This window comes from Microbacterium sp. PAMC21962 (assembly GCF_019443465.1).
Lineage (GTDB): Bacteria > Actinomycetota > Actinomycetes > Actinomycetales > Microbacteriaceae > Microbacterium > Microbacterium hominis.
Map to the genome: position 1 here is coordinate 2,607,425 of NZ_CP080381.1, position 22,546 is coordinate 2,629,970.

Below are 22,546 nucleotides of genomic sequence, written 5' to 3' on the forward strand. Positions count from 1 at the left end.
CCGTGGAGCACGGCCCCTTGCGGGGTCGATGACCCAGACCAGTCCGCGACCGCTGTCGTGCCCGTTGGCACCGGCGGACGTACGGTCGGCGGCCTTTGCGCGGACCCGATGTCCTGCGCCGAGCGTTCAGCACGAGCGCGAGCGGCCGTCACCCGGGCGTGACCGATGCAGCCTGTGCACCGGGCTGCCGAGGTGTTCTGTGACCGACGCTGTTTCCGCTGCGCCCCTGTTGGAGGCGCGGCATCTGTTCAAGGTCTTCGGACGCGATCCGAAGGATGCCGTCGCGCGGCTGCGCGCCGGACAGTCCCGCGCCGACGTGGCGGATGCCGGGACGGCCGCCGTCGTCGATGCCAGCTTCACCGTGAACCGCGGCGAGATCTTCGTGATCATGGGGCTGTCCGGCTCGGGCAAGTCGACGATCATCCGCATGCTCAACGGCCTGCTCGCCCCCACCGCCGGCGAGGTGACGATCGACGGCCGCAACGTGACGACGGCCTCCGCCGCGCAGCTGCGCAGCATCCGCCGCGAGTCGGTGTCGATGGTCTTCCAGCACTTCGCGCTGCTGCCGCACCTCAGCGTGCTCGACAACGCCGCCTACGCCCTCGAGATCCAGGGCGTCGGAAAGGCGGAGCGCCGCGAGCGGGCCCGCGACATCCTGGAGCGGGTCGGGCTCGGCGATCGCGCGGACGCGCTTCCGGACCAGCTGTCCGGCGGCATGCGCCAGCGCGTCGGCATCGCGCGGGCGCTCACCGCCGGGACCGACATCCTGCTCATGGACGAGGCCTTCTCCGCCCTTGACCCCCTCATCCGTCGCGAGATGCAGGAGCAGCTCGTCGAGCTGCAGCGCGAGCTGGGGCGGACGATCGTGTTCATCACGCACGACCTCAACGAGGCGATGTTCCTCGGCGACCGCATCGCGGTCATGCGCGATGGCCGCATCGTGCAGAACGGCACGCCGGAGGAGATCCTCACCGACCCGGCCAACGACTACGTCGCCCAGTTCGTCCAGGACGTCGACCGGGCGCGGGTGCTCACGGCATCCGCCGTCATGGAGCCGCCCACGCTGTCCACGCCGATCACCGCGGGCGTGCGCGGGGCTCTCCGCGCGATGCGCGAGAACCAGGCCGGCGCGGTGTTCGCCACCGAGAATCGGCGTCTGGTCGGCGTCGTGACGGATCGGGCGGTCATCCGCGCCGTGAAGTCGGGGGAGACCGACCTCCGCCGCATCGTCGATGCGCACGTGCCGACCGTCGGGCCCGACGACCTGCTCACCGACATCGTCGAGACCGCCGTCGAGGCGACCGTCCCGCTCGCGGTGGTCGACGCCGACGGGCGCCTGCGCGGCGTCATCCCGCGCATCACGCTGCTCGCGGCGCTCGGCAACGTGCCGCCGACCACGCGCGAGATGCCGGTCGTGCAGACGCCGCTGGAGATGGTGGCGGAGTTCACCCCGCTCGTCGACGCCGCGGCGGAAGGGGGTCGCTGATGGAGGCGCTGCGCATTCCCGTCGGAGAGTGGGCCGAGGCCGTCGTCGACGTGCTCGGCGACGTGCTGCGCGGGCTCTTCGACGCCGTCGCGTTCGTGCTCGGTGCCGTCTACGACGGGGTGGATGCCGTGCTCATGGCGCCCCCGTTCTGGCTGCTGATCCTGGTGCTCGCCGCGGCCGCCTTCGCCGTGAGCGGCTGGCGCCTGGCGCTCGGCACCGCGCTGGGGCTGCTGGTCATCGTCGCCGTCGACCAGTGGGACAACGCGATGGACACCCTCGCGCTCGTGATCGTCGCGGCGCTGGTGGCGATCGTGATCGCGATCCCGGTCGGCATCTGGGCGGCGCGGAGCGACACCGTGTCGCGCATCGTGCGTCCCGTGCTCGACTTCCTGCAGACGATGCCCGCCTTCGTCTACCTGATCCCGGCGATCATCTTCTTCGGCGTCGGGGCGGTCCCCGGCATGATCGCCACGATCCTGTTCGCCATCGCACCCGGCGTCCGCCTCACCGAGCTCGGCATCCGCGGGGTGGACGGCGAGGTCGTCGAGGCCGGGTACGCCTTCGGGGCCTCCCCGGCGCGCGTGCTGCGCCAGATCCAGATCCCGCTCGCGCTGCCGTCGATCATGGCCGGCATCAACCAGGTGATCATGCTCAGCCTCTCGATGGTCGTCATCGCCGGGATGGTCGGCGCCGGCGGCCTCGGCGGCGAGATCGTCCGCGCCATCGGCCGCATCAACGTGGGCCTCGGCTTCGAGGCCGGGCTGTCGGTCGTGATGATCGCCATGATCCTCGACCGCCTCACCTCGGCGCTCGGGCGCCCACGCGTACCGCGCCGTGCCCGCACCGCCCCCCGACCCGGCGGGCACGACGCCCGCCCCAGCCGCGGAGAGTCCGCGGCTGACACCGAACGATCCGCGGACAGCACGCGGATGGAGAGGACGTCAGCATGAAGAACACCAGGAGCATTCTGGGCGGCATCGCCCTGACCGCGGCGACCGCGCTCGTCCTGAGCGGATGCGCCGGAGGCGCCGGCGCATCCGCCTCCGACCCGAAGTCGATCGAGATCGCCGTGTTCAACGGGTGGGACGAAGGCATCGCCGCGTCGTACCTGTGGCAGTCGATCCTCGAGGACAAGGGCTACGAGGTGACGCTCACGTACGCCGACGTCGCGCCGGTGTACCAGGGGCTCGCCCGCGGCGACTTCGACCTCGTCCTCGACACCTGGCTGCCCACGACCCACGCCGACTACATGGAGCGCTACGGCGACAAGGTCGAGGACCTCGGCGCGTGGAACGACGACGCCCGGCTCACCATCGCCGTGAACGCGGATGCGCCGATCGACTCGCTCGACGAGCTCGCCGCGGCATCCGACCAGTTCGGCGGCCGGATCATCGGCATCGAGCCCGGGTCCGGACTCATGCGCATCACCGGCGACGACGTCGTGCCGGGCTACGGGCTGGACGGCCTGCAGCTCGTCGAGTCGTCGACGCCCGCCATGCTCGCCGAGCTGAAGAAGGCGACGGATGCCGGGCAGAACATCGCCGTCACCCTGTGGCGGCCGCACTGGGCGTACAACGCGTTCCCGGTGAAGGATCTCGCCGACCCGAAGGGACTGCTGGGGGATGCCGAGAGCATCCACTCGGTGGCCGCGACCTCGTTCGCGCAGGACCACCCCGAGGTGCACGGCTGGATCTCGGGCTTCTCGATGCCGGGCGACAAGCTCGCCTCGCTCGAGGACGCCATGTTCAACCAGTACAGCGGCGACGACTACGGCCCCGTCGTGAAGCAGTGGATCGCCGACAACCAGGAATGGGTCGACGGCCTCACCGCGTGAGGCGTGACCGTCAGGGACGGGGTCCGGCGTTCGCCGGACCCCGTTCGTCGTCGGAAGCGGGATGCGGACGCTCGAGCTGGAGGGCCACGCGGTTCTCGAGGATCTCGACGGCCTCGTCGGACAGGGCCAGCAGGCCGTCGACCTCCTCGCGCACCCGCCGGTAGGCGACCTGGCGCTCGGCCGGCGTCGCGGACTCGTCGAGAGCGACGGCCAGCAGCTGCTGCGCGGTGGCGAGACGCTTGCGCTCGGTCTCGGTGAACTGCGAGTCGCGCACGCGTCGGGCCTCGCGTTCGGCGAGATCGAAGGCGACCTCGTAGTCGGTCACCGCCGCCCGGTACTCGGCGACCTGGTCGGCGCCGACCCGGGCATCGGCCGACGGCGGGCGCAGACGGTCGGCGACCTTCTTGGCACGCAGGAACGCCGCGGTCAGGGGCTGGCGGCCGTCGCTCATGGTGGGGAAGGCGATCATGCGGGCCACATCGAGCTCGTACTCCAACCACCGCGCGGTCACGTCGTCGTGGACCGCGAACAGCTTCTCCAGCTGATCGGGCAGCGGGGAGGGCTTCGTGATGGGCTGGGGGTCGCTTCCGGAGACGCGGGTGGACGCCGTGATGGTCTTCAGCTCGGCCTTCGCCTTCATGACCTCCAGCCGACGCGCGTGACGACGCTGCGCGAGCACGTCCCACCGGCGCAGTGCGCCGCCCGCGACGCCGAGAACGGGGAACACCAGCCACCAATAGTGCTGGGCGAAGATCCAGAACTGGTCCACGGCCTCAACCCTATGCGCGGGGAGGCCTCTGCGCGGCGAGGCCTAGGCGCGCGGGCGTCGCGGCACGGGCCAGATCGGACCGCCGGGAGCGTCGGGACGACCGGAAGGGGCGGGGCCGGCGGCGCCCGGGGGTGGGTCTTCGGGGTTCTGCGTCGTGTCCGCGTCGCCGGGCGGCGCCGGCGATCCCCGGGTCGCCATCACGCGGGCGAACGCCTCCGTCCCCCGCGCGATCACCGTGTGCGTGACCGTCTGGGTGAGGTTCTGCGCGATCTCCGTCCACGGGGCGATCCCGATCGTGCCGGCGCGCGGCGCATCGGGGTCGCCGGGCGCCGGTCGTGCCGGGGCGTCGCCCGCCGCCCGCGCCTGCCGCCAGGCGTCGGCCTCGGCCGCATCGAATGCGCGGGAGACGGCCGCCACGGCATCCCGGTACGCGGCGAACTGCGGCGGCGTGATGCGCGCCTGCGCGGAGGCCGGACGCCGCTCGCGCGCCCGCCGCTCCACGGCCAGGAACGCCGCCGTCAGCGGCTGGCGGGCATCGGTCATCGCCGGGAAGGCGATCAGCCGCGCGGGATCGGTCTCATAGGTCATCCATCGCGCCGTGATCGCGTCGTGCGTGGCCAGCAGCCGCGCGGTGGGGGTGTCGGCGGCATCCGTCGCCGCGGGCAGCGCCGCGCGGGCGGCCGCCACGTGCGCACGTCGGGCGCGCGCGGTCGCCGCGGCGGCGCGCGCCTCGTCGGCGGCACGGTCGAGCTCGCGCCGTGCGGCGATCACGTCCGCGCGACCGGCGCGCCCCGTCGCCTGTTCGGCCTGCACCCGCGCCAGCTCGGTGCGCGCCACCCGGTGCCGGGCACGCGCGGCCGTCGCCGCGCGGCGGGCGGCGTGCATCTCCAGGCGCGCCGCGTCGAGCTCGATGCGGCGGTGGCGCTGCCGACGCTCCCGGCGCAGCCCGAGCCAGCCGAGGGTGCCGGTGCCGATCACCGTCGGCCCGATCCACCAGAACTCGGCGAGAGACGCCCAGAGCGGATCCACGTCCTCAGCCTAACGAGAACGCCTGGGAGCGCTCGCAGACCGGATGCCGCGGCATCCGTACCGGCCGAGGCCTCTCGATCCGACGCGGAGTGCGCGATGCGCCGAGGAGCCCGCGCGCCGGCTCAGCCGAAGAGCAGGGCGAGCACCGTCGCGCCGCCGCCCACGAGGATGAGGGCGATGATCGTGACCCAGGCGATGATGCGCGTGCGGCGCGTGCGCGCCTCGTTCATGCCGGTGTACTCGTCCTCGTCGCTCATGCGCTCAGCCTACGGGCTCGGTGACGGTCGGACCGAACGCCGCGGGCAGCGTGGCCTGCGCGCGGGCGCGCAGCTCGCCGACGGTCACCGTGAACACGTCCTGCACCTCGAGTGCCGGCTCGTCGCCGTCCGCCGCGACGTCGGTCACGCCGATGCGCAGCACCGGGTAGCCGCGGCCCTCGCACAGTCCGCGGAACTTCACGTCCTCCTCGCGCGGCACCGACACGATGACGCGGCCGGTCGACTCGCTGAACAGGGCGGTCGCGGCATCCACGCCGTCGCGCTCCATGATCTCGCGCAGCCACACGCGCGCGCCGACACCGAACCGCGTCACCGCCTCGGCGAGGGCCTGGGCGAGCCCGCCCGACGAGAGGTCGTGCGCGCTCGAGACGAGCTCCTGCTGGGATGCCGCGTGGATGAGCTCCGCCAGGCGCTTCTCCTGCGCGAGGTCGACCGCCGGCGGGCGTCCGCCGAGGTGGCCGTGCACGGTCTCGGCCCACGCCGATCCGCTCAGCTCGGTGGCCGTGACACCCAGCAGATAGATGTTCTCGCCGGCATCCTGCCAGCCGCTCGGGATGCGGCGGGCGACGTCGTCGATGATGCCCAGCACGCCCACCACCGGCGTCGGGAAGATCGGGGTGTCGCCGGTCTGGTTGTAGAAGCTGACGTTGCCGCCGGTGACCGGGACGCCGAGCTCGAGGCACGCGTCGGCGAGACCGTCGACGGCCTGGCCGAACTGCCACATGACCTCGGGGTTCTCCGGGCTGCCGAAGTTCAGGCAGTCGGTGACGGCGGTGGGAACGGCCCCCGTGACGGCGACGTTGCGGTACGCCTCGGCGAGGGCCAGCTGCGCACCCGCATACGGGTCGAGCTGGCAGAAGCGGCCGTTGCAGTCGGTCGCGATCGCGAAGCCGAGGCCGCTCTCCTCGTCGACGCGGATCATGCCGGCGTCATCGGGGAAGCTCAGCGCCGTGTTGCCCATGACGTAGTAGTCGTACTGGTTGGTGACCCAGCTGGTGTCGGCGAGGTTGGGGCTGCCCAGCAGATCGAGGAACTGCGTGCGCAGGGTCGCGGGGTCGTCGGTGCGGTCGAGAGCCGAGGCCGAGTCGTCGCGCAGGGCGTCGATCCAGGTGGGGTAGGCGACCGGGCGCTCGTAGACCGGGCCGTCGACGGCGACGGTCGAGGGGTCGACGTCGACGATCTGCTCGCCGTGCCAGAAGATCTGCAGGCGGCCGTCGCCGGTGACCTCGCCGAGCACGCTCGTCTCGACATCCCACTTGCCCGTGACGGCCAGGAACGCGTCGAGCTTCTCGGGCGCGACGATCGCCATCATGCGCTCCTGACTCTCGCTCATGAGGATCTCCTCCGGCGTGAGCGTGGGATCGCGCAGCAGCACGTTCTCGAGGTCGACGCGCATGCCCGAGCCGCCGTTGGCGGCCAGCTCGCTCGTGGCGCAGGAGATGCCGGCGGCGCCGAGGTCCTGGATCGCCTCGACGAGCTCGTCGCGGTAGAGCTCCAGGCAGCACTCGATGAGCACCTTCTCGGCGAACGGGTCGCCAACCTGCACGGCCGGCCGCTTGGTGGGGCCGCCGTCGGCGAAGGTGTCGGACGCGAGGATCGATGCGCCGCCGATGCCGTCGCCGCCCGTGCGGGCGCCGAAGAGGACGACCTTGTTGCCGGCGCCGGTGGCGTTGGCGAGCTTGATGTCCTCGTGGCGCATGACGCCGACCGCGAGGGCGTTGACGAGCGGGTTGCCCTGGTAGACGGAGTCGAAGACCGTCTCGCCGCCGATGTTCGGCAGGCCCAGGCAGTTCGCGTAGAAGCTGATGCCGCTGACCACCCCGTGCACGACGCGGGCCGTGTCGGGGTTGTCGATGGCGCCGAAGCGCAGCTGGTCCATGACCGCGACGGGGCGCGCGCCCATCGAGATGATGTCGCGGACGATGCCGCCGACGCCGGTCGCGGCGCCCTGGAACGGCTCGATGTAGCTGGGGTGGTTGTGGCTCTCGACTTTGAAGGTGACCGCCCAGCCCTCGCCCACGTCGACGACGCCGGCGTTCTGGCCCATGCCGACCATGAGGCGCGCCTTCATCTCCTCGGAGACCTTCTGCCCGAACCGGCGCAGGTAGATCTTGGAGGACTTGTACGAGCAGTGCTCGCTCCACATCACCGAGTACATCGCCAGCTCGCCGCTGGTGGGGCGGCGGCCGAGGATCTGCTTGATCTGGTCGTACTCGTCGCTCTTGAGTCCGAGTGCCGCGTACGGCTGCTCCTTCTCCGGCGTCTGGACGGCGTTCTCGACAGTGTCTGCGACCTTGCTGTCGGATGCGGGGGTGCTCACGCGGCGGGACTCCAAGACTCGGGTGCCGGGGACGGCCTCAGTCTAGCCGGGACGCTGTCCGCCACGGGCGCGCGCCCGTGGCCCGCTCCGCGGGGTCCGCTCCGCGTCTGCTCGTGTCCCGAACTCCTCCATCCGCGCCTGTCGGAGGCGGCCACAGCCCGATCCGCCGGGTGCGGCGGCGGGGTTCGGCGGCGGGGTGGAGGAGTTCGGGCCGTGGCCCGGATCACGAGGGTCGGTAGCCTCGACGCATGGGGTCTCCGTCTCGCGTCGGTCGCCGCTCATGACCGGAGCCCACGCCGACCTGTGGTGGCTGCCCGTCGGGGCGGGTGGGCGCGTCGTGGTGCGGACGAGCCGCTGGTGGGAGTCGCTGCGCGCCCTCCGGGCGCGTCGGGCGCCGCGGCCCCTCTTCCATGCCGCCCTCGAGGTCTTCGACGGAGAGGCCGGATACGTCATCGAGATGACGCCGGCCTGGGGCGGTCCGGTGGGCCCCCGCGGCGTCGTCGCCGAGGGACCGGTGGGATCGCGCCGGCTCGGGGGCTCCCGACTCTTCCGCTACGAGATCCGCTGCTGGAAGGACGGCGTCATCCCCGACCGCCGGTGGGCCGTGGAGCCGCCCCGTCGGCTCGCCCTCTCACCCGCGGCGGCAGGCGCACTGATCGCGCGGGTGGGCAGTGCGCCCCGCTTCGTCTGGGGACGCGATCCGTTCGGGATCGGCGACATGTGGAACTCGAACTCGCTGGTCGCCTGGCTTCTGGAAGGCTCGGGGATCGACACCGCCGAGATCGCGCCGCCTCGCGGCGGCGATGCGCCCGGCTGGCGGTGCGGTGCGGTCGCCGCCCGGCGCGGGCTGAGGTCCTGAAACCGGGCCGACGCGGAACCGGTGCGCAGTCGCCGTCAGACCTCGTCGTCGATCACGCCGATGCCCACGGCGTGGTGGCTGGGCTCCTCCGCCTGCGGCATCGTCGGCTCGTCCGGAGTGGGCGCGAGGGGCTCCTCCGGATTCGGCGCGAGCGGTTCCTCCGGGTGCGGTGCCAGGGGCTCCTCGCCCGGGTCCTTCTCGGTGCTCGGCGCGGTCAGCGCCTCGGTGTCGGGCTCGACGCCCTCGGGGGCGTCTTCGGTGCCGACGCCGGCCGTGCCGTCGATCGTGTCGGACGTCTGCGGATCGGTCATCTCGTCCTCCTTCGTGGTGCCCTCCACTGTTCGCCGGGTCGGCGCGACGCGCACGGGGGTTGACAGGAGGGGTCGTGCGTGTCGCGGGTTCGACGTATCCTCGCCCCCATGACCGGACTCACCCCGTACCTCTCCTTCGACGGCACGGCACACGACGCACTCGAGTTCTACCGGGACGTCTTCGGCGGCGAACTCGTCCTCTCGACCTTCGGCGAGTTCGGTCGCGACGACGGGCCCGCCGACCGCATCGCGCACGGCATGCTGCAGGGTCCGGTCGAGCTCTTCGCGTCGGATGCCGGGAGCGGCGAGCAGACCCTCGAACTCCGCGGCATCCTGTTCTCCCTCCTGGGCACCGCCGATCCGGCGACGCTCGAGGAGTGGTTCGCGGCGCTCGCCGAGGGAGGCGAGGTTCTCGATGCCCTCGCACTGCGGCCGTGGGGCGATCACGACGGACAGGTGCGCGACCGGTTCGGGGTGACCTGGCTCATCGGCTATCAGGGATGACCGACCCCGTCGTGCGCCTGCGGGCTCGCGCCGCGGAGCTCGACGAGCTGCTCGCCCGGCTCGACGCCGATGAGGTCGCCGTGCGCGCCGACCGGTCCGACGCGACCGCCGACGACGAGCACGACCCGGAGGGCTCGACCCTGTCGGGGGAGTGGCAGCGCATCGACGCGCTCCGTCGCTCCGTGCGCGACGAGCGGGCGGAGGTCGACGCCGCGCTCGCGCGGGTGGATGCCGGGACCTACGGCGTCTGCGTCGTGTGCGGTGCCCCGATCGCTCCCGGCCGGCTCGAGGCGCGCCCCATGGCGACGACCTGCATCGCCTGCGCCGCCTGACGCACCGCGCCGTGCCCGGGTCGCGGTGCCGTGCCCGGGTAGCGGGGGCCGCGGCGCCGTGCGGTGCCCGCCGAGCCGTGCCGAGCCGTGCCGAGCCGTGCCGTGCCGGGGCCGCCGCGCCGCGGTCGCCGTGTCCCTAACTCCTCCATTCGCGGGTCGAAGCTGTCCAGGAACGCCGCGGAGCGGGACCCAGCGGCCGATATGGAGGAGTTCGGGTCGCGCAAGCCGGCGGCACCTGACGGGCCGGGCGCGCCGGGTCGCCGTGCCTGCCCGACTCGCCGCGCCGCCGGGTCCCCAACTCCTCCACCCACTGCTCCGGGGTGGTCTCCGAGCCGCATTCGACCATGCCACGTGTCGATGTGGAGGAGTCCGGGCCGCCACGGGCGCTCGCGACGACGCAGGCGCGGCTTCGTGTCCGCAGCCCGGAGGGCCGGCGCCGTCGGTGTGCGCCGCGACATCCGCGGAGGTTCGACGGCGTGGTCTCCGGGGCTGTGAAAAGGGGGCATTGACACGCGGCATCCCCTGCCCTAACGTACAACCAAATGGTTGTACAAACTGAGTTGAGCGACGATGAGACCGACCGCCTGTTCCACGCCCTCGCGGCGGCGACGCGGCGCGACATCCTGCGACGCACGATCGTCGACGAGCAGTCGGTGTCGGCGCTCGCCGCGGACTACGACATGTCGTTCGCGGCCGTGCAGAAGCACATCGCCGTGCTCGAGGCCGCCGGCCTCGTCATCAAGCGCGCCGAGGGACGCGAGCGCCTCGTGCGCGCCGACCCGCGCATGATCGCCCGCGCCCGGGCGCTGCTCGCCCGCTACGAAGACCTCTGGCGCTCGCGCATCGACCGCCTCGACGCCCTGCTGGCTGAACCGCACGATCCCCGTCCCACGCAAGGAGACTGACATGCCCGTCACCGACATCACGACCGACCCCGAGAACCTCACGATGACCCTCGTCGCGGATGCCGCGGCTCCCGTCTCCCGGCTCTGGGAGGCCTTCACCGACCCGCGGCAGCTCGAGCGGTTCTGGGGTCCTCCCGGCTGGCCGGCGACGTTCACCGCGTTCGACCTCCGCCCCGGCGGTCGCGTGGACTACCGCATGACGAGTCCGCGGGGGGAGCGCTCCGCCGGATCGTGGGAGGTCCTGAACGTCGAGCCCGGTCGCAGTTTCGAGGTGCTCGACTCGTTCGTCGGCGACGACGGCGAGAAGCTCGAAGGCTTCCCGTCGATGCGGATGCTGTTCTCCTTCGATGCGACCGCCGAGGGCTCTCGCCTGACCAACACCACCTACTTCACCTCGCTCGAGGCGCTCGAGCAGGTCGTCGCGATGGGCGCGATCGAGGGTTCGCGCCTCGCGATGAGCCAGCTCGACGCGGTGCTGCAGGACCTCCGCGCCTACGCGCAGGGCAAGGGCACCCGCACCGAGCTGCTGACCGACCAGCACGTGCGCATCACCCGACTCATCGAGGGCTCGCGCGAGCTGGTGTGGCGCGCCCACCACGAGCCCGAGCTGCTGCGGCAGTGGCTGCTGGGACCCGACGGCTGGCAGATGATCGAGTGCGAGGTCGGCGAGACCACCCGCTTCGTGTGGCAGCAGGGCGACGACGAGTCGACCCGGTTCGGCTTCGAGAGCGAGACCGTGCTCAGCGAGCCGATCTGGCGCGAGGTGTCGACCGAGCGGATGATCGGGGTTCCGGGACCGGCCAACCTCAACGACCTCCAGCTCTACGAGGAGGATGGCGCGACGTTGCTGACGCTGCTGATCGAGTACCCCGACAAGGAGACGCGCGACATGATCCTCGCCACGGGGATGACCGACGGCATGGAGTCGTCGTACGCGCGGCTGGAGGCGGTCGTCGCGGGCTGAGGGTCGGGGCGTTTCGACGCGGCGCTGCGCGCCTCGCTCAACGACCGGGAAGGGTGCGTCCTCCGGTCGTTGATCGAGCGCAGCGAGTCGAAACGTGGCACGCCGCGACGGCGTGGTCGGGTCAGTCCCCGAGCACCAGCCGGTAGCCCATGCCCTGCTCCGTCAGCAGATGCTGCGGGTGGGCGGGGTCGCGTTCGAGCTTCTTGCGCAGCTGCGACATGTACAGGCGCAGGTATCCCGAGTCCGCCACCTGATCGGTGCCCCAGATGTCCCTCAGCAGGTTCTGCCGGGTCACCAGCGTGCCGGGGTTGCGGGCCAGGAACTCGAGCATGCGCCACTCCGTGGGCGTGAGGTGCACGACCTCGCCCCCGCGCACCACCCGCGTCGCGGCGAGGTCGACCTCGACGTCGCCGAAGCGCACGACGGGCGCGTCGGCGGATGCCGCGGCACCCCCGGATCGGCGCCTCCCGAGGGCCCGCAGCCGCGCGAGCAGCTCATCGATCTGGAACGGCTTCGTGACGTAGTCGTCGGCCCCGGCATCCAGCGCCTCGACCTTGTCGGCCGATCCCGTGCGTCCGGAGACGACGAGGATCGGCACGTCGGTCCAGCCGCGGAGCGCGTGGATCACCTCGACGCCGTCGAGGCGCGGCATCCCGAGATCGAGCATCACGATGTCGGGCCGGGCCTGCGCCGTGAGCGCGATCGCGGCGGCGCCGTCGGGGGCGGCGACGACCTCATAGCCGTGTGCGGCGAGGGTGATGCGCAGGGCCCGCACGAGCTGCGGGTCGTCGTCGGCGACCAGGATCTTCACGGTGTCATCCTCCCGCCCCGGAGCGGGTGGTCGTCGCGGTGACGGATGCCGCGGCATCCACGGGCAGCGAGATCACCATCGTGAGGCCGCCGCCGGGAGTGGTCTCGGGCGTGAGCGTTCCGCCCATCCCCTCGGTGAAACCCTTCGAAAGGGCGAGGCCGAGGCCGAGCCCGGTGGTGTTGTCGGTGTCGCCGAGTCGCTGGAACGGGGCGAAGATGTCGCCCTGCCGCTCCGTCTCGACGCCCGGGCCGTGGTCGACGATGCGCAGCTCGACGGTCGCGGAGAGGCGGCTCGACGCGATGCGCACGCGCGTGCCGGACGGGGCGTAGCGGCGGGCGTTCGCGAGCACGTTGACCACGACGCGCTGCAGCAGCACCGGATCGGCGCGGACGGCCGGGACCGCCGGATCGAGGGCGAGCTCGACGGCATCGGGGCCGAGCCCGAGCTCGTCGATCGCCTCCAGCACCGTCGCCGCGACATCCACCGGGGCCAGCGAGACGGCCAGCACGCCGGCCTGCACGCGGCTGACGTCGAGCAGATCGGTGACGAGCGACGCGAGCGCGGCGAGCGACTCATCCGCCGTGGTGATGAGCTCGTCGCGGTCGTCGGCGCTCAGGGAGGGCCCCGCGGCCCGCAGGCCCCCGACGGCGGCGATCGCGGCGGCCAGGGGACGCCGCAGGTCGTGGCTCACCGCCGACAACAGCGCCGTGCGCACCTGGTCGGTGGCGGCGAGGGCATCGGCGGTGCGCGCCGTCTGCGTGAGGTCGCCGTGCTCGAGCGCGGCCGCGAGCTGCGCCGTGATCACGTCGAGCAGCCGGCGTTCGAGCGCGTCGACGTCGCCGCCGTGGAGTTCGAGGGTGGCGCGGGGTCGTCCGCTCGCGTCGGCGCCGACCGGCACGACGACGGCGCGACCGTCCCGTACCGGCTCGCCGTCGGTGGCGAGCACCTCTCCACTCGATCCGTCGCCGGCGAGCAGGCGCGCCCCGCTCAGGCCGAACGCCTCGCGGGTGCGGCTGACCAGCGCGGGAACGGCGCTCTCGCCGCGCAGCACGCTGCCGGCCACCGTCGCGAGCAGCTCGGATTCCGCTGCCGCCCGACGCGCCCGCCGCGTGCGCCGCGCGGCCTGGTCGACGATCCAGCTGACCAGGATCGCGATGATGACGTACAGCACGAGCGACAGGGCGTGCAGCGGGTTGTCGATCGTGACGGTGAAGCGGGGATCGATGAAGAGGAAGTCGAGCGTGAGTCCCGACAGCACCGCCGCGAACAGGGCCGGCCAGATGCCGCCGATCAGGGCGACGACCACCACCAGCAGCTGATACGCGAGCACATCGGAGGTGATCGTCTCATCGTTGGATGTCGCGAACAGCAGCCACGACAGCAACGGCCCGCCCGTCAGTGCGACGACGAGCCCCAGGATGCGGCGGCGCCAGCCGAGCGCGCCGCCGGTGACCCGCGGCAGGTGCAGCGCGCCGCCCGCGGCCGCGTGCGTGACGATGTGGACGTCGATGTCGCCCGACTCGCGGATGACCGTGGCACCGATGCCGGGACCCGTGAACGCCGCGCCGAGCCGACTGCGCCGGCTCGCTCCCAGCACGAGCTGCGTCGCGTTGACGGAGCGCGCGAAGTCGACGAGCGTGCGCGGCACGTCTTCGCCGATGACCTGGTGGTAGCTGCCGCCCAGCGATTCGACCAGCGCGCGCTGGGCCGCCAGCGCCCCGGGCGCGGCGGCGCGCAGGCCCTCCTGCGTCGTCACGTGCACGGCCAGCAGTTCGCCGCCGGCCGCGCGCGCCGCGATGCGTGCGCCGCGGCGCAGCAGGGTGTCGCCCTCGGGGCCGCCCGTCAGGGCGACGACGACGCGCTCGCGGGCCTGCCATGCGCCGCGGATGCCGTGCTCCTCGCGGTAGCTCTGCAGCGCGCTGTCGACCTCGTCGGCGAGCCACAGCAGCGCGAGCTCGCGCAGTGCCGTGAGGTTGCCCAGACGGAAGTAGTTCGACAGGGCCGCGTCGATCCGCTCGGCCGGGTAGACCGCACCGGCGGCGAGCCGGTCGCGCAGCGACTGCGGCGCGAGGTCGACCACCTCGATCTGGTCGGCCGCGCGCACCACGGCATCCGGCACCGTCTCGCGCTGCGCGACGCCCGTGATCTGCGCGACCACCCCGCCGAGCGAGGTGATGTGCTGCACGTTGACGGTCGTGATGACGTCGATGCCCGCCGCCAGCAGCTCCTCGACGTCCTGCCAGCGCTTCTCGTTGCGCGAGCCCGGCGCGTTGGTGTGCGCGAGCTCGTCGACGAGCGCGATCTCCGGATGCCGCTCCAGCAGGCCGTCGAGGTCGAGTTCGTCGAGCTCGACCTCGCGGTGGCGTAGCCGCCGGCGCGCGAGCGTGGGGAGGCCCTCCGCCTGCGCGGCGGTCGCGGCGCGCCCGTGCGTCTCGACGATGCCGACGACGACGTCGTGGCCGTCGGCGAGCAGCCGACGCCCCTCGGAGAGCATCTCGTACGTCTTGCCCACGCCGGGCGCGGCCCCGAGCAGCACCCGCAGCCTGCCGCGCTTCATGCGTTCACCCTAGTTCTCCCGTCGGTTCTCCGGCCCCCGCCGAAGCTGTTCTCGTCGGCCCGGGTGTGGGCGGCGGGACCAGGCCCGGCCGGGCGGCCCGGGCTGTGCCGCTCGCCTGACCCGGCAACCGGCCCGAACTGCAAGGGATGCCGGGCGACGCGCCGCCGCATCCGTTGCGGGGGCGGCGTGTCGCGGCGTCGGCCTTGCAGTTGGGGTGGGGTCTGCGGGCCGGACGGGGCTCCCGCCGTGGGCCCGCCCCGACCCGACCAACAGGACTCGGCCACCGCCGGCCCGGCAACCGACCCGAACTGCAAGGGATGCCGGGGGACACGCCGTGGCATCCGTCGCACCGGTGGCGTGTCGCGGCGTCGGCCTTGCAGTTGGGGTGGGGTAGGCGCTGCCGGTCGTTGGGACCCGGCTGCCCCCCACCTGCCCGCCCTGAACCCACCACACGCGACCCGAACTGCAAGGGATGCCGGGGGACACGCCGTGGCATCCGTCGCACCGGCGGCGTGTCGGCGCGTCGGCCTTGCAGTTGGGGTGGGGTCCGTGGCCCGGACGGGGCTCCCGCCACAGGCCCGACCCGACCCGACCAACAGGACTCGGCCACCGCCGGCCCGGCAACCGACCCGAACTGCAAGGGACGCTGGGGGACACGCCGTCGCATCCGTCGCACCGGCGGCGTGTCGGCGCGGCGGCCTTGCAGTGCGGTTGCTCCCGGGGGTTCCGACTCCGCCCCGCTCGTCGAGCGAGCGAGCGAGCGCAGGGCGTCGAGACGCCGCTTGCCGCCGTCCCGCACGCGTCAGCGTCCGAGGGCGTCGAGGGCGAGGTTCAGCTCGAGCACGTTCACGCGGGGCTCGCCGAGGAAACCGAGGTCCCGGCCGGTGGTGTGCTGATCGACGAGCGCCGACACCGCGGCGGGGTCCAGGCCCCGGGCCTCGGCGACACGCGCCACCTGCAGCTGCGCGTACGCCGGCGAGATGTGCGGGTCGAGGCCCGACCCGGATGCCGTGACGGCGTCGGCCGGGATGTCGCCGATCGCCACGCCGTCCGACGAGGCGATCGCGGCCTGGCGCTCGCCGATCGCGGCCACGAGGTCCGAGTTCTCGGGCCCGAGGTTCGAGCCGCTCGAGGCCGTGCCGTCGTAGCCGTCGCCGGCGGCGGACGGCCGCGACTGGAAGTACTGCGGGAGGGCCGCGCCGTCGGCATCCGTGAAGGACTGGCCGATCAGCGCGCTGCCGACGACCTGTCCGTCGGTGCCGCGCACGAGCGAGCCGTTCGCCTGCGCGGGGAGGGCGAGCTGCCCGACGCCGGTGATCACGGCGGTGTAGGCGAGGCCGAGCACGGCGGTGGCGACGAGCATCGCGCGGGCGGCGACGCCGAGGTGGCGGGCATAGGTACGGGTGGAGGTGCGGGTGGACATGACGATGCCTTTCGGAAGCCCGGTCAGAAGCCCGGGAGAAGGCTCACGACGAGGTCGATGAGCTTGATGCCGACGAACGGGGCGACGACTCCGCCCAGGCCGTAGATGAGGAGGTTGCGTCCGAGGATCTGCGAGGCGCTCGCCGGCCGGTACGCGACGCCCTTCAGCGCCAGCGGGATGAGCACGACGATGATGATCGCGTTGAAGATGATCGCGCTCGTCACGGCGGATGCCGGGGAGTGCAGCTGCATGAGGTTCAGCGCCGCGAGTCCGGGGAAGACGCCCATGAACATCGCGGGGATGATCGCGAAGTACTTCGCGATGTCGTTGGCGAGGGAGAACGTGGTCAGGGCGCCGCGGGTGATCAGCAGCTGCTTGCCGATGCGGACGATGTCGATGAGCTTCGTCGGGTCGCTGTCGAGGTCGACCATGTTGCCGGCCTCCTTCGCGGCCGAGGTGCCCGTGTTCATCGCGACACCGACGTCGGCCTGCGCGAGCGCGGGGGCGTCGTTGGTGCCGTCGCCGGTCATCGCGACGAGCGCGCCGCCGGCCTGCTCGCGCTGGATGAGCGCCAGCTTGTCCTCCGGGGTGGCCTCGGCGAGGAAGTCGTCGACGCCCGCCTCCGCGGCGATCGCCCGCGCGGTGAGCGGGTTGTCGCCCGTGATCATCACGGTGCGGATGCCCATCGCACGCAGTTGCGTGAACCGCTCGGCGAGACCCTCCTTGACGACGTCCTTCAGGTGCACGGCGCCGAGCGGAACTCCTCCAGATCGGGGGTCGAGCGTGGCGACCACCAGCGGGGTTCCGCCGGACTGGGCGATGGCGTCGGTGAATTGGAGGAGTTCGGCGCGCTGCTGCGGCGCCACCGCGTGCCCCTCCGCCTCGAGCCAGGCGAGCACGGCGGATGCCGCGCCCTTGCGCACCTGCGTGCCGTCGACCAGATCGAGACCGCTCATGCGCGTCTGCGCCGTGAACGGCACGGGCGTCGATCCGTCCGGCGCGGCGGGAGCGGCCCCCTGAGCCGCGGCGAGCTCGACGATCGACACGCCCTCGGGGGTCGGGTCGGCGAGCGAGGACAGTGCGGCCGCGCGAGCCAGCTCGTCGCCGGCGACACCGGTGAGCGCGACGAAGGCGCTCGCGCGGCGGTTGCCGTAGGTGATCGTGCCGGTCTTGTCGAGCAGCAGCGTGGTCACGTCGCCGGCGGCTTCGACGGCGCGCCCCGACATGGCGAGCACGTTGTGCTGCACGAGGCGGTCCATGCCCGCGATGCCGATCGCCGACAGGAGGGCGCCGATCGTGGTCGGGATGAGGCACACGAGCAGGGCGACGAGCACGGGGATGCTGACCGGGCTCGCCGCGTACGACGCGATCGGGTTGAGGGTCAGCACGACGATCACGAACACGATCGACAGGCTCGCCAGCAGGATGCCGAGGGCGATCTCGTTGGGCGTGCGCTGGCGGTTCGCGCCCTCGACGAGCGCGATCATGCGGTCGACGAAGGTCTGGCCCGGCTGGGAGGTGATGCGCACCACGATGCGGTCGCTGAGCACCCGCGTGCCGCCGGTGACGGCGCTGCGGTCGCCGCCGGACTCCCGGACGACGGGGGCGGACTCGCCCGTGATCGCCGACTCGTCGACCGTGGCGATGCCCCAGATCACGTCGCCGTCGCCGGGGATGAGCTCGCCCGCCGACACGACCACGACGTCATCGAGGGCGAGCTCGGACGAGGCGACGTCGTCGGTGGTGGCCGCGGTGGCCGCGGCATCCGTTGTGGGGTCGTAGCCCCGCACGAGGTGCGCGAGCGTCGCGGTGCGGGTCGTCCGCAGGGCTTGCGCCTGCGCCTTGCCGCGGCCCTCCGCGACCGACTCGGCGAGGTTGGCGAACAGCACGGTCAGCCAGAGCCACACCGCGATGCCCCACGTGAAACCGGCCGGCACGGGCGTGCCGCCGGAGCTCTGCGGTCCGCCGAGGAACGGCTCGGCGATGGCGATGGCGGTGGTGAGGGCCGCGCCGACCCACACGAGGAACATGACGGGGCTGCGCCACAGCTCGGCGGGGTTGAGCTTGCGGAGGGCGCCGGGGAGGGCGCCGACCAGCTGCGTCCAGCCGAACGCGCGGCGGGCGGGGGCGGGCGACGACGCGGTGTCGTCACCGGCGGGCTGCGGACGGTGGAGGACCGGGGTGGACGTGTTCATGTCAGGACAGACCTTCTGCCAGGGGACCCAGCGCGAGAACGGGGAAGTAGGTGAGAGCGGTGATGACGACCGTCACGACCGCGAGCAGGCCGACGAACTGCGGACGGTGCGTGGGCAGCGTCCCGGCGGTGGACGGAACACGCTCCTGCGCGGCGAGCGAGCCGGCCAGGGCGAGCACGAGCACGATCGGCACGAACCGGCCGAGCAGCATCACCACCCCGAGCGCCGTGTTGAACCAGGGCGTGTTGGCGGTGAGGCCCGCGAAGGCGGAGCCGTTGTTGTTCGCGGCCGAGGTGAACGCGTAGAGCACCTCCGTCATCCCGTGGATGCCGGGATTGAGGATCGAGGTCGCCTCGACGTCGGCACGCACGGCGGGGATGCCGAAGCTCAGCGCCGTGCCGGCGAGCACGAGTGTCGGGGTCACGAGGATGTAGAGGCTCGCGAGCTTGATCTGCGTCGGACCGATCTTCTTGCCCAGGTACTCGGGGGTGCGCCCGACGAGCAGGCCGCCGACGAAGACCGCGATGATCGCGAGCACGAGCATGCCGTACAGGCCCGAGCCGACGCCGCCGGGGGCGACCTCGCCGAGCATCATGTTCAGCAGCGGGATCATGCCGCCGGTGGCGGTGTACGAGTCGTGCATCGAGTTCACGGCGCCGGTCGAGGTGAGGGTCGTCACGGCCGCGTACAGGGCGGAGCCGACGATGCCGAAACGCTGCTCCTTGCCCTCCATGGCGCCGCCCGCGAGCTGCGGGGCCGTGCCGTGGCCGGCGACCTCGAGCGCGCTCACCGCGGCGATCGACGCGATCGCGAGGGTCGACATGACGGCGAGGATCGCGTAGCCCTGGCGGTTGTCGCCGACCATGCGGCCGAACGTGCGGGGGAGCGAGATCGGGATGACGAGGATCAGCAGCAGCTGGACCAGGTTCGTCCACGGCGTCGGGTTCTCGAACGGGTGCGCGGAGTTCGCGTTGAAGAACCCGCCGCCGTTGGTGCCGAGCATCTTGATCGCCTCCTGCGAGGCGACCGGCCCGCCCGGGATCGACTGCGTCGCTCCGGTGAGGGTGTGCGCGTCGACGAAGCCGTTCAGGTTCTGGATGACGCCGCCGGCCAGCAGCACGAGCGCCGCCACGACCGCGATCGGCAGCAGCAGCCGGCCGAGCCCGCGGGTCAGGTCGACCCAGAAGTTGCCGATCGTGCTCTGCCCGCGCCGCGCGAAGCCGCGCACGAGCGCGATCGCGACCGCGATGCCCACCGCGGCCGACACGAAGTTCTGCACGGTGAGACCGGCGAGCTGCACGAGGTAGCCCATCGTCGCCTCGGGCGAGTACGACTGCCAGTTGGTGTTCGTGACGAAGGATGCCGCGGTGTTGAATGCCAGCCCTTCCGGCACGGCCGGCAGCCCGAGCGAAGCGGGCAGGAACGCCTGCAGTCGCTGGAGCGCGTAGACGAACAGCACGCCCAGGAGCGAGAAGGCGAGCACGCCGCGGGTGTAGGCCTGCCAGGTCTGTTCGCTCTGCGGATCGACGCCGATGAGGCGGTAGACGACGCGCTCGGCGGCGGCATCCTTCTCGCTCGTGAAGATGCGGAACATGAGATCGCCCACGGGACGGTAGAGCAGCGCGAGCAGCAGGACGAGCGTCGCGATCTGCAGGACGCCGAACCAGATGTCGGCGGTGTCGACGCCCATCAGAAGCGCTCCGGCTTCACGAGGGCGACGACCAGGTAGACGACGCTGGCGACGCCGAGCACGGCGCCGATGATCGAGAAGACGTCCATCAGAGTCGCTCCGCCCCCTTCGCGACGAGGGCGACGACCGCGAACACCGCGATCGTCACGACGACGTAGATCACATCGAGCACAGGAACTCCCGGACACTGACCGCGCTCCGTCATCGGGCCTCTGCGCGGGCGCCCACCGTGGGCACGGAATCCGATCCAACTCCGGCGTCGCGGCGGGCTGCGCCGTCCTTACGGTTTCCCTACGGCCCGGCGGGCGGTCCTCACGGCTCGCTCACGTCGCGGGCGGGGGTGGGGCGTTTCGACTCGCTGCGCTCGCTCAACGGCCGGGGGGGTGGGGCGTTTCGACTCGCTGCGCTCGCTCAACGACCGGGGGTGGGGTGCTGCGCTCGCTCAACGGCCGGGGGCGAGGCGCGCAGCGCCGAGTCGAAACGCGCGCCCGGCTCAGCCGGCGTCGGGAGAGCCCGCTCGATCGCGAGACCGGCGGAAGTGCGCGATCTTGTCGTCCATGACCGTGATCGCGCGGGAGAGCACGCGACGGCGCTCCTCGAGGAAGGCCACCGGGTCGACGGCGGCGTGGGGGCCGTGGAGGAGATCGGCGAACGTGCGCAGATCGTCGATGCCGAGCCCGGCATCCTTCATGCACGTGACGACCCCGATCCAGGCGAGATCGTTGTCGCTGAACACCCGATGGTTGCGGTGATCGCGCGTGAGCGGGCCGATGATCCCCTCGTCCTCGTAGTAGCGGAGGGTGTCGGCCGAGAGGCCGCTCGCCGCGACGGCCTCGCCCATCGTGAGCATCGTGGTCATTGCGCATCCCTTCCGTCGAGCACGGCGCGCGCCTCGGCATCCAGCGGCAGTGCGAGCGCGTCCATCGCCTCATCCAACTGTGCGATGTCGGACACGCCGACGACGGGCGTGACGGCCGGCGTGCCGCCGATCAGCCACGCGAGCACCACCTGGTTGCGTGTGGCGTCCAGGCGCCGGGCGACGCGGTCCAGCGCGGCCAGTCGCCGGTCGGTCTCGGGATGCCGATAGGCGTGCGGCAGCCGGTCGGTGCGCGCGTACGCCCCCGACAGGAGCGTCGTGTAGGCCCACATGTCGAGTCCCTCGGAGGCGACGTAGTCGAGGGACTCGGGGGTCGCGACCACGTGGCCCGGCGGCAGCGGTGCGAACGGCATCGGCTGGAGGTAGCTGTGCCGCAGTTGGAGGGCATCGTAGGAGGCCAGTCCGCGCGTGCGGGCGAGGGAGCGCGCGCGTTCGACGCGCCAGGTCGCGTGGTTCGACGCGCCGAGTCGACGCACCCGGCCGTCGGCGACGAGCGACCCGAGCGCCTCGACCTGCTCCTCGAGGGGAACCGCGCGGTCTTCGATGTGCGCCCAGAGCAGGTCGATGACGTCCACGCCGAGACGGGCCATCGACGGCGCGACCGCCTCCTCGACGGCGCGCGGGCTGAGACCCTCCATCGGGGCGGCCCACGTGCCGGGCACCGTCGGGTTCGCGCCGATCTTGGTCGAGATCGCCACCTCGTCGCGTACGCCCGGATGCCGGCGGAGCCAGTCGCCGATGACGGTCTCGCTCGCGCCGCCGGTGCCGCTCGGCGACTCCCAGAACGCGTAGTTGTCGGCGGTGTCGAGCCAGCGTCCGCCGCGTGCCACGTAGTGATCGAGCAGCGCATACGAGCGTTCGGCATCCTGTCGCGTGCCGAACCAGATCGTGCCCAGCGCCAGTTCCTTGCGATGAGTGGTGTCCATGGCTCCACAGCCCACCACCTGGAGCGCGCTCCAGGTCAAAACCGGGATCGGTACTCAGTCTTGCGGAGTACCGGTACTCATGCTTACTATGTACCGGTACTCGTTGTTGATGAGTACCGACTGAGGAGGATCCATGGGACGCCAATCCACCGAGATGCTCAAGGGCGTGCTCGAGGGCATCGTGCTGGCGATTCTCGGCCGTCGTCCGGCGTACGGCTACGAGATCACCGCCTGGCTGCGCGAGCAGGGGTTCGCGGAGATCGCCGAGGGAACGGTGTACGCGCTCCTCGTGCGCATCGAGCAACGCGGTCTCGTCGACGTCGAGAAGGTGCCGTCGGAGAAGGGGCCGCCCCGCAAGGTCTACACGCTGAACGCGCAGGGCGCGGACCAGCTCGAAGAGTTCTGGGGAACGTGGAGCTTCCTCGCCGACCGACTCGATCAGCTCCACGCCGAAGACGACCAGAAGGAGAACTGAG

The 22,546-nt window shown here is 72.2% G+C and carries 22 protein-coding genes; 9 read left to right on the forward strand and 13 right to left on the reverse strand.

Annotation, left to right across the window (positions count from 1 at the left end; all coding sequences use genetic code 11):
* The first annotated feature begins 199 nt into the window (after nt 1–199).
* The 3 genes from KY498_RS12445 to KY498_RS12455 are packed head-to-tail and all read left to right on the forward strand — an operon-like array spanning nt 200 to nt 3,320.
* Entirely contained in the window at nt 200–1,486 is a 1,287-nt protein-coding gene (locus KY498_RS12445) for a glycine betaine/L-proline ABC transporter ATP-binding protein (RefSeq protein ID WP_191009231.1), read from the forward strand.
* Complete coding sequence (locus KY498_RS12450) at nt 1,486–2,436, forward strand: proline/glycine betaine ABC transporter permease (protein WP_191009230.1); 951 nt, start codon at nt 1,486–1,488, stop codon at nt 2,434–2,436. The genes KY498_RS12445 and KY498_RS12450 overlap by 1 nt, the downstream gene beginning before the upstream one ends.
* Nucleotides 2,433–3,320, forward strand: a complete 888-nt coding sequence (locus tag KY498_RS12455; RefSeq protein ID WP_191009229.1) for a glycine betaine ABC transporter substrate-binding protein — start codon at nt 2,433–2,435, stop codon at nt 3,318–3,320. Before KY498_RS12450 ends, KY498_RS12455 begins: the two co-directional genes overlap by 4 nt.
* A gap of 10 nt (nt 3,321–3,330) precedes the next feature.
* On the opposite strand, the gene KY498_RS12460 is transcribed toward KY498_RS12455, so the two are convergent.
* From KY498_RS12460 to purL, 4 genes are all read right to left on the reverse strand, one after another.
* Complete coding sequence (locus KY498_RS12460; RefSeq protein ID WP_101307061.1) at nt 3,331–4,089, reverse strand: hypothetical protein; 759 nt, start codon at nt 4,087–4,089, stop codon at nt 3,331–3,333.
* A gap of 42 nt (nt 4,090–4,131) precedes the next feature.
* A complete protein-coding gene (locus tag KY498_RS12465; RefSeq protein ID WP_191009228.1) occupies nt 4,132–5,118 on the reverse strand; it encodes a hypothetical protein in 987 nt (328 codons plus the stop codon).
* Nucleotides 5,119–5,240: 122 nt separating this feature from the next.
* Entirely contained in the window at nt 5,241–5,375 is a 135-nt protein-coding gene (locus tag KY498_RS16550; RefSeq protein ID WP_255266093.1) for a hypothetical protein, read from the reverse strand.
* A gap of 4 nt (nt 5,376–5,379) precedes the next feature.
* The gene (purL, locus tag KY498_RS12470) at nt 5,380–7,716 is read right to left on the reverse strand and encodes a phosphoribosylformylglycinamidine synthase subunit PurL (RefSeq protein WP_061782386.1); all 2,337 of its coding nucleotides are present in this window, start codon (nt 7,714–7,716) and stop codon (nt 5,380–5,382) included.
* Nucleotides 7,717–7,996: 280 nt separating this feature from the next.
* Here purL and KY498_RS12475 point away from each other — a divergent pair, with 280 nt between their 5' ends.
* Nucleotides 7,997–8,575: a hypothetical protein gene (locus tag KY498_RS12475; RefSeq protein ID WP_191009227.1), complete on the forward strand. Its 579-nt coding sequence runs from the start codon at nt 7,997–7,999 to the stop codon at nt 8,573–8,575.
* A gap of 35 nt (nt 8,576–8,610) precedes the next feature.
* On the opposite strand, the gene KY498_RS12480 is transcribed toward KY498_RS12475, so the two are convergent.
* Nucleotides 8,611–8,886 (reverse strand): hypothetical protein, encoded by a 276-nt coding sequence (locus KY498_RS12480; RefSeq protein WP_191009226.1) that lies wholly within the window; start codon nt 8,884–8,886, stop codon nt 8,611–8,613.
* Between the two features lie 108 nt (nt 8,887–8,994).
* Here KY498_RS12480 and KY498_RS12485 point away from each other — a divergent pair, with 108 nt between their 5' ends.
* From KY498_RS12485 to KY498_RS12500, 4 genes are all read left to right on the forward strand, one after another.
* A complete protein-coding gene (locus KY498_RS12485; RefSeq protein WP_191009225.1) occupies nt 8,995–9,390 on the forward strand; it encodes a VOC family protein in 396 nt (131 codons plus the stop codon).
* Nucleotides 9,387–9,722, forward strand: coding sequence for a TraR/DksA C4-type zinc finger protein (locus KY498_RS12490; protein WP_101307051.1), 336 nt, complete (start codon nt 9,387–9,389; stop codon nt 9,720–9,722). Before KY498_RS12485 ends, KY498_RS12490 begins: the two co-directional genes overlap by 4 nt.
* Nucleotides 9,723–10,264: 542 nt before the next feature.
* Nucleotides 10,265–10,627, forward strand: coding sequence for a helix-turn-helix transcriptional regulator (locus tag KY498_RS12495; RefSeq protein ID WP_060959087.1), 363 nt, complete (start codon nt 10,265–10,267; stop codon nt 10,625–10,627).
* Nucleotide 10,628: 1 nt separating this feature from the next.
* Nucleotides 10,629–11,591, forward strand: a complete 963-nt coding sequence (locus KY498_RS12500; RefSeq protein WP_101307050.1) for an SRPBCC domain-containing protein — start codon at nt 10,629–10,631, stop codon at nt 11,589–11,591.
* A gap of 121 nt (nt 11,592–11,712) precedes the next feature.
* Here the strand turns inward: KY498_RS12500 and KY498_RS12505 are convergent, their stop codons facing one another.
* The 8 genes from KY498_RS12505 to KY498_RS12540 form a co-directional block, all read right to left on the reverse strand.
* Nucleotides 11,713–12,402 carry a response regulator gene (locus KY498_RS12505; protein WP_191009224.1) on the reverse strand — a complete coding sequence of 230 codons (690 nt, stop codon included), beginning with the start codon at nt 12,400–12,402 and terminating at the stop codon, nt 11,713–11,715.
* Between the two features lie 4 nt (nt 12,403–12,406).
* Nucleotides 12,407–14,959, reverse strand: coding sequence for a DUF4118 domain-containing protein (locus tag KY498_RS12510; protein ID WP_101307048.1), 2,553 nt, complete (start codon nt 14,957–14,959; stop codon nt 12,407–12,409).
* An 802-nt stretch (nt 14,960–15,761) separates the two neighbouring features.
* The gene (gene kdpC / locus KY498_RS12515; RefSeq protein WP_191009223.1) at nt 15,762–16,382 is read right to left on the reverse strand and encodes a potassium-transporting ATPase subunit KdpC; all 621 of its coding nucleotides are present in this window, start codon (nt 16,380–16,382) and stop codon (nt 15,762–15,764) included.
* A 23-nt stretch (nt 16,383–16,405) separates the two neighbouring features.
* The gene (kdpB, locus tag KY498_RS12520) at nt 16,406–18,577 is read right to left on the reverse strand and encodes a potassium-transporting ATPase subunit KdpB (RefSeq protein ID WP_191009222.1); all 2,172 of its coding nucleotides are present in this window, start codon (nt 18,575–18,577) and stop codon (nt 16,406–16,408) included.
* A 1-nt stretch (nt 18,578) separates the two neighbouring features.
* Nucleotides 18,579–20,267, reverse strand: coding sequence for a potassium-transporting ATPase subunit KdpA (gene kdpA / locus KY498_RS12525; RefSeq protein ID WP_060959092.1), 1,689 nt, complete (start codon nt 20,265–20,267; stop codon nt 18,579–18,581).
* On the reverse strand, nt 20,267–20,356 hold the full coding sequence (gene kdpF / locus KY498_RS12530) for a K(+)-transporting ATPase subunit F (protein WP_060959093.1): 90 nt from the start codon (nt 20,354–20,356) through the stop codon (nt 20,267–20,269). Before kdpF ends, kdpA begins: the two co-directional genes overlap by 1 nt.
* Before the next feature lie 404 nt (nt 20,357–20,760).
* The gene (locus KY498_RS12535; RefSeq protein WP_191009221.1) at nt 20,761–21,126 is read right to left on the reverse strand and encodes a MerR family transcriptional regulator; all 366 of its coding nucleotides are present in this window, start codon (nt 21,124–21,126) and stop codon (nt 20,761–20,763) included.
* Complete coding sequence (locus KY498_RS12540) at nt 21,123–22,070, reverse strand: aldo/keto reductase (protein ID WP_191009220.1); 948 nt, start codon at nt 22,068–22,070, stop codon at nt 21,123–21,125. The genes KY498_RS12535 and KY498_RS12540 overlap by 4 nt, the downstream gene beginning before the upstream one ends.
* Before the next feature lie 133 nt (nt 22,071–22,203).
* On the opposite strand from KY498_RS12540, the gene KY498_RS12545 reads away from it, so the two are divergent.
* Nucleotides 22,204–22,545, forward strand: coding sequence for a PadR family transcriptional regulator (locus tag KY498_RS12545; RefSeq protein ID WP_060959096.1), 342 nt, complete (start codon nt 22,204–22,206; stop codon nt 22,543–22,545).
* Nucleotide 22,546 lies beyond the last annotated feature (1 nt).

Coding starts and splice junctions, on each gene's coding strand:
- KY498_RS12500 (WP_101307050.1), top strand. CDS start 10,629: ATGCCCGTCACCGACATCACGACCGACCCCGAGAACCTCACGATGACC.
- KY498_RS12540 (WP_191009220.1), bottom strand. CDS start 22,070: ATGGACACCACTCATCGCAAGGAACTGGCGCTGGGCACGATCTGGTTC.
- KY498_RS12545 (WP_060959096.1), top strand. CDS start 22,204: ATGGGACGCCAATCCACCGAGATGCTCAAGGGCGTGCTCGAGGGCATC.
- KY498_RS12510 (WP_101307048.1), bottom strand. CDS start 14,959: ATGAAGCGCGGCAGGCTGCGGGTGCTGCTCGGGGCCGCGCCCGGCGTG.
- KY498_RS12535 (WP_191009221.1), bottom strand. CDS start 21,126: ATGACCACGATGCTCACGATGGGCGAGGCCGTCGCGGCGAGCGGCCTC.
- KY498_RS16550 (WP_255266093.1), bottom strand. CDS start 5,375: ATGAGCGACGAGGACGAGTACACCGGCATGAACGAGGCGCGCACGCGC.
- kdpA (WP_060959092.1), bottom strand. CDS start 20,267: ATGGGCGTCGACACCGCCGACATCTGGTTCGGCGTCCTGCAGATCGCG.
- KY498_RS12495 (WP_060959087.1), top strand. CDS start 10,265: ATGGTTGTACAAACTGAGTTGAGCGACGATGAGACCGACCGCCTGTTC.
- kdpF (WP_060959093.1), bottom strand. CDS start 20,356: ATGGACGTCTTCTCGATCATCGGCGCCGTGCTCGGCGTCGCCAGCGTC.
- KY498_RS12450 (WP_191009230.1), top strand. CDS start 1,486: ATGGAGGCGCTGCGCATTCCCGTCGGAGAGTGGGCCGAGGCCGTCGTC.
- KY498_RS12485 (WP_191009225.1), top strand. CDS start 8,995: ATGACCGGACTCACCCCGTACCTCTCCTTCGACGGCACGGCACACGAC.
- KY498_RS12455 (WP_191009229.1), top strand. CDS start 2,433: ATGAAGAACACCAGGAGCATTCTGGGCGGCATCGCCCTGACCGCGGCG.
- kdpC (WP_191009223.1), bottom strand. CDS start 16,382: ATGTCCACCCGCACCTCCACCCGTACCTATGCCCGCCACCTCGGCGTC.
- KY498_RS12490 (WP_101307051.1), top strand. CDS start 9,387: ATGACCGACCCCGTCGTGCGCCTGCGGGCTCGCGCCGCGGAGCTCGAC.
- KY498_RS12480 (WP_191009226.1), bottom strand. CDS start 8,886: ATGACCGATCCGCAGACGTCCGACACGATCGACGGCACGGCCGGCGTC.
- kdpB (WP_191009222.1), bottom strand. CDS start 18,577: ATGAACACGTCCACCCCGGTCCTCCACCGTCCGCAGCCCGCCGGTGAC.
- KY498_RS12475 (WP_191009227.1), top strand. CDS start 7,997: ATGACCGGAGCCCACGCCGACCTGTGGTGGCTGCCCGTCGGGGCGGGT.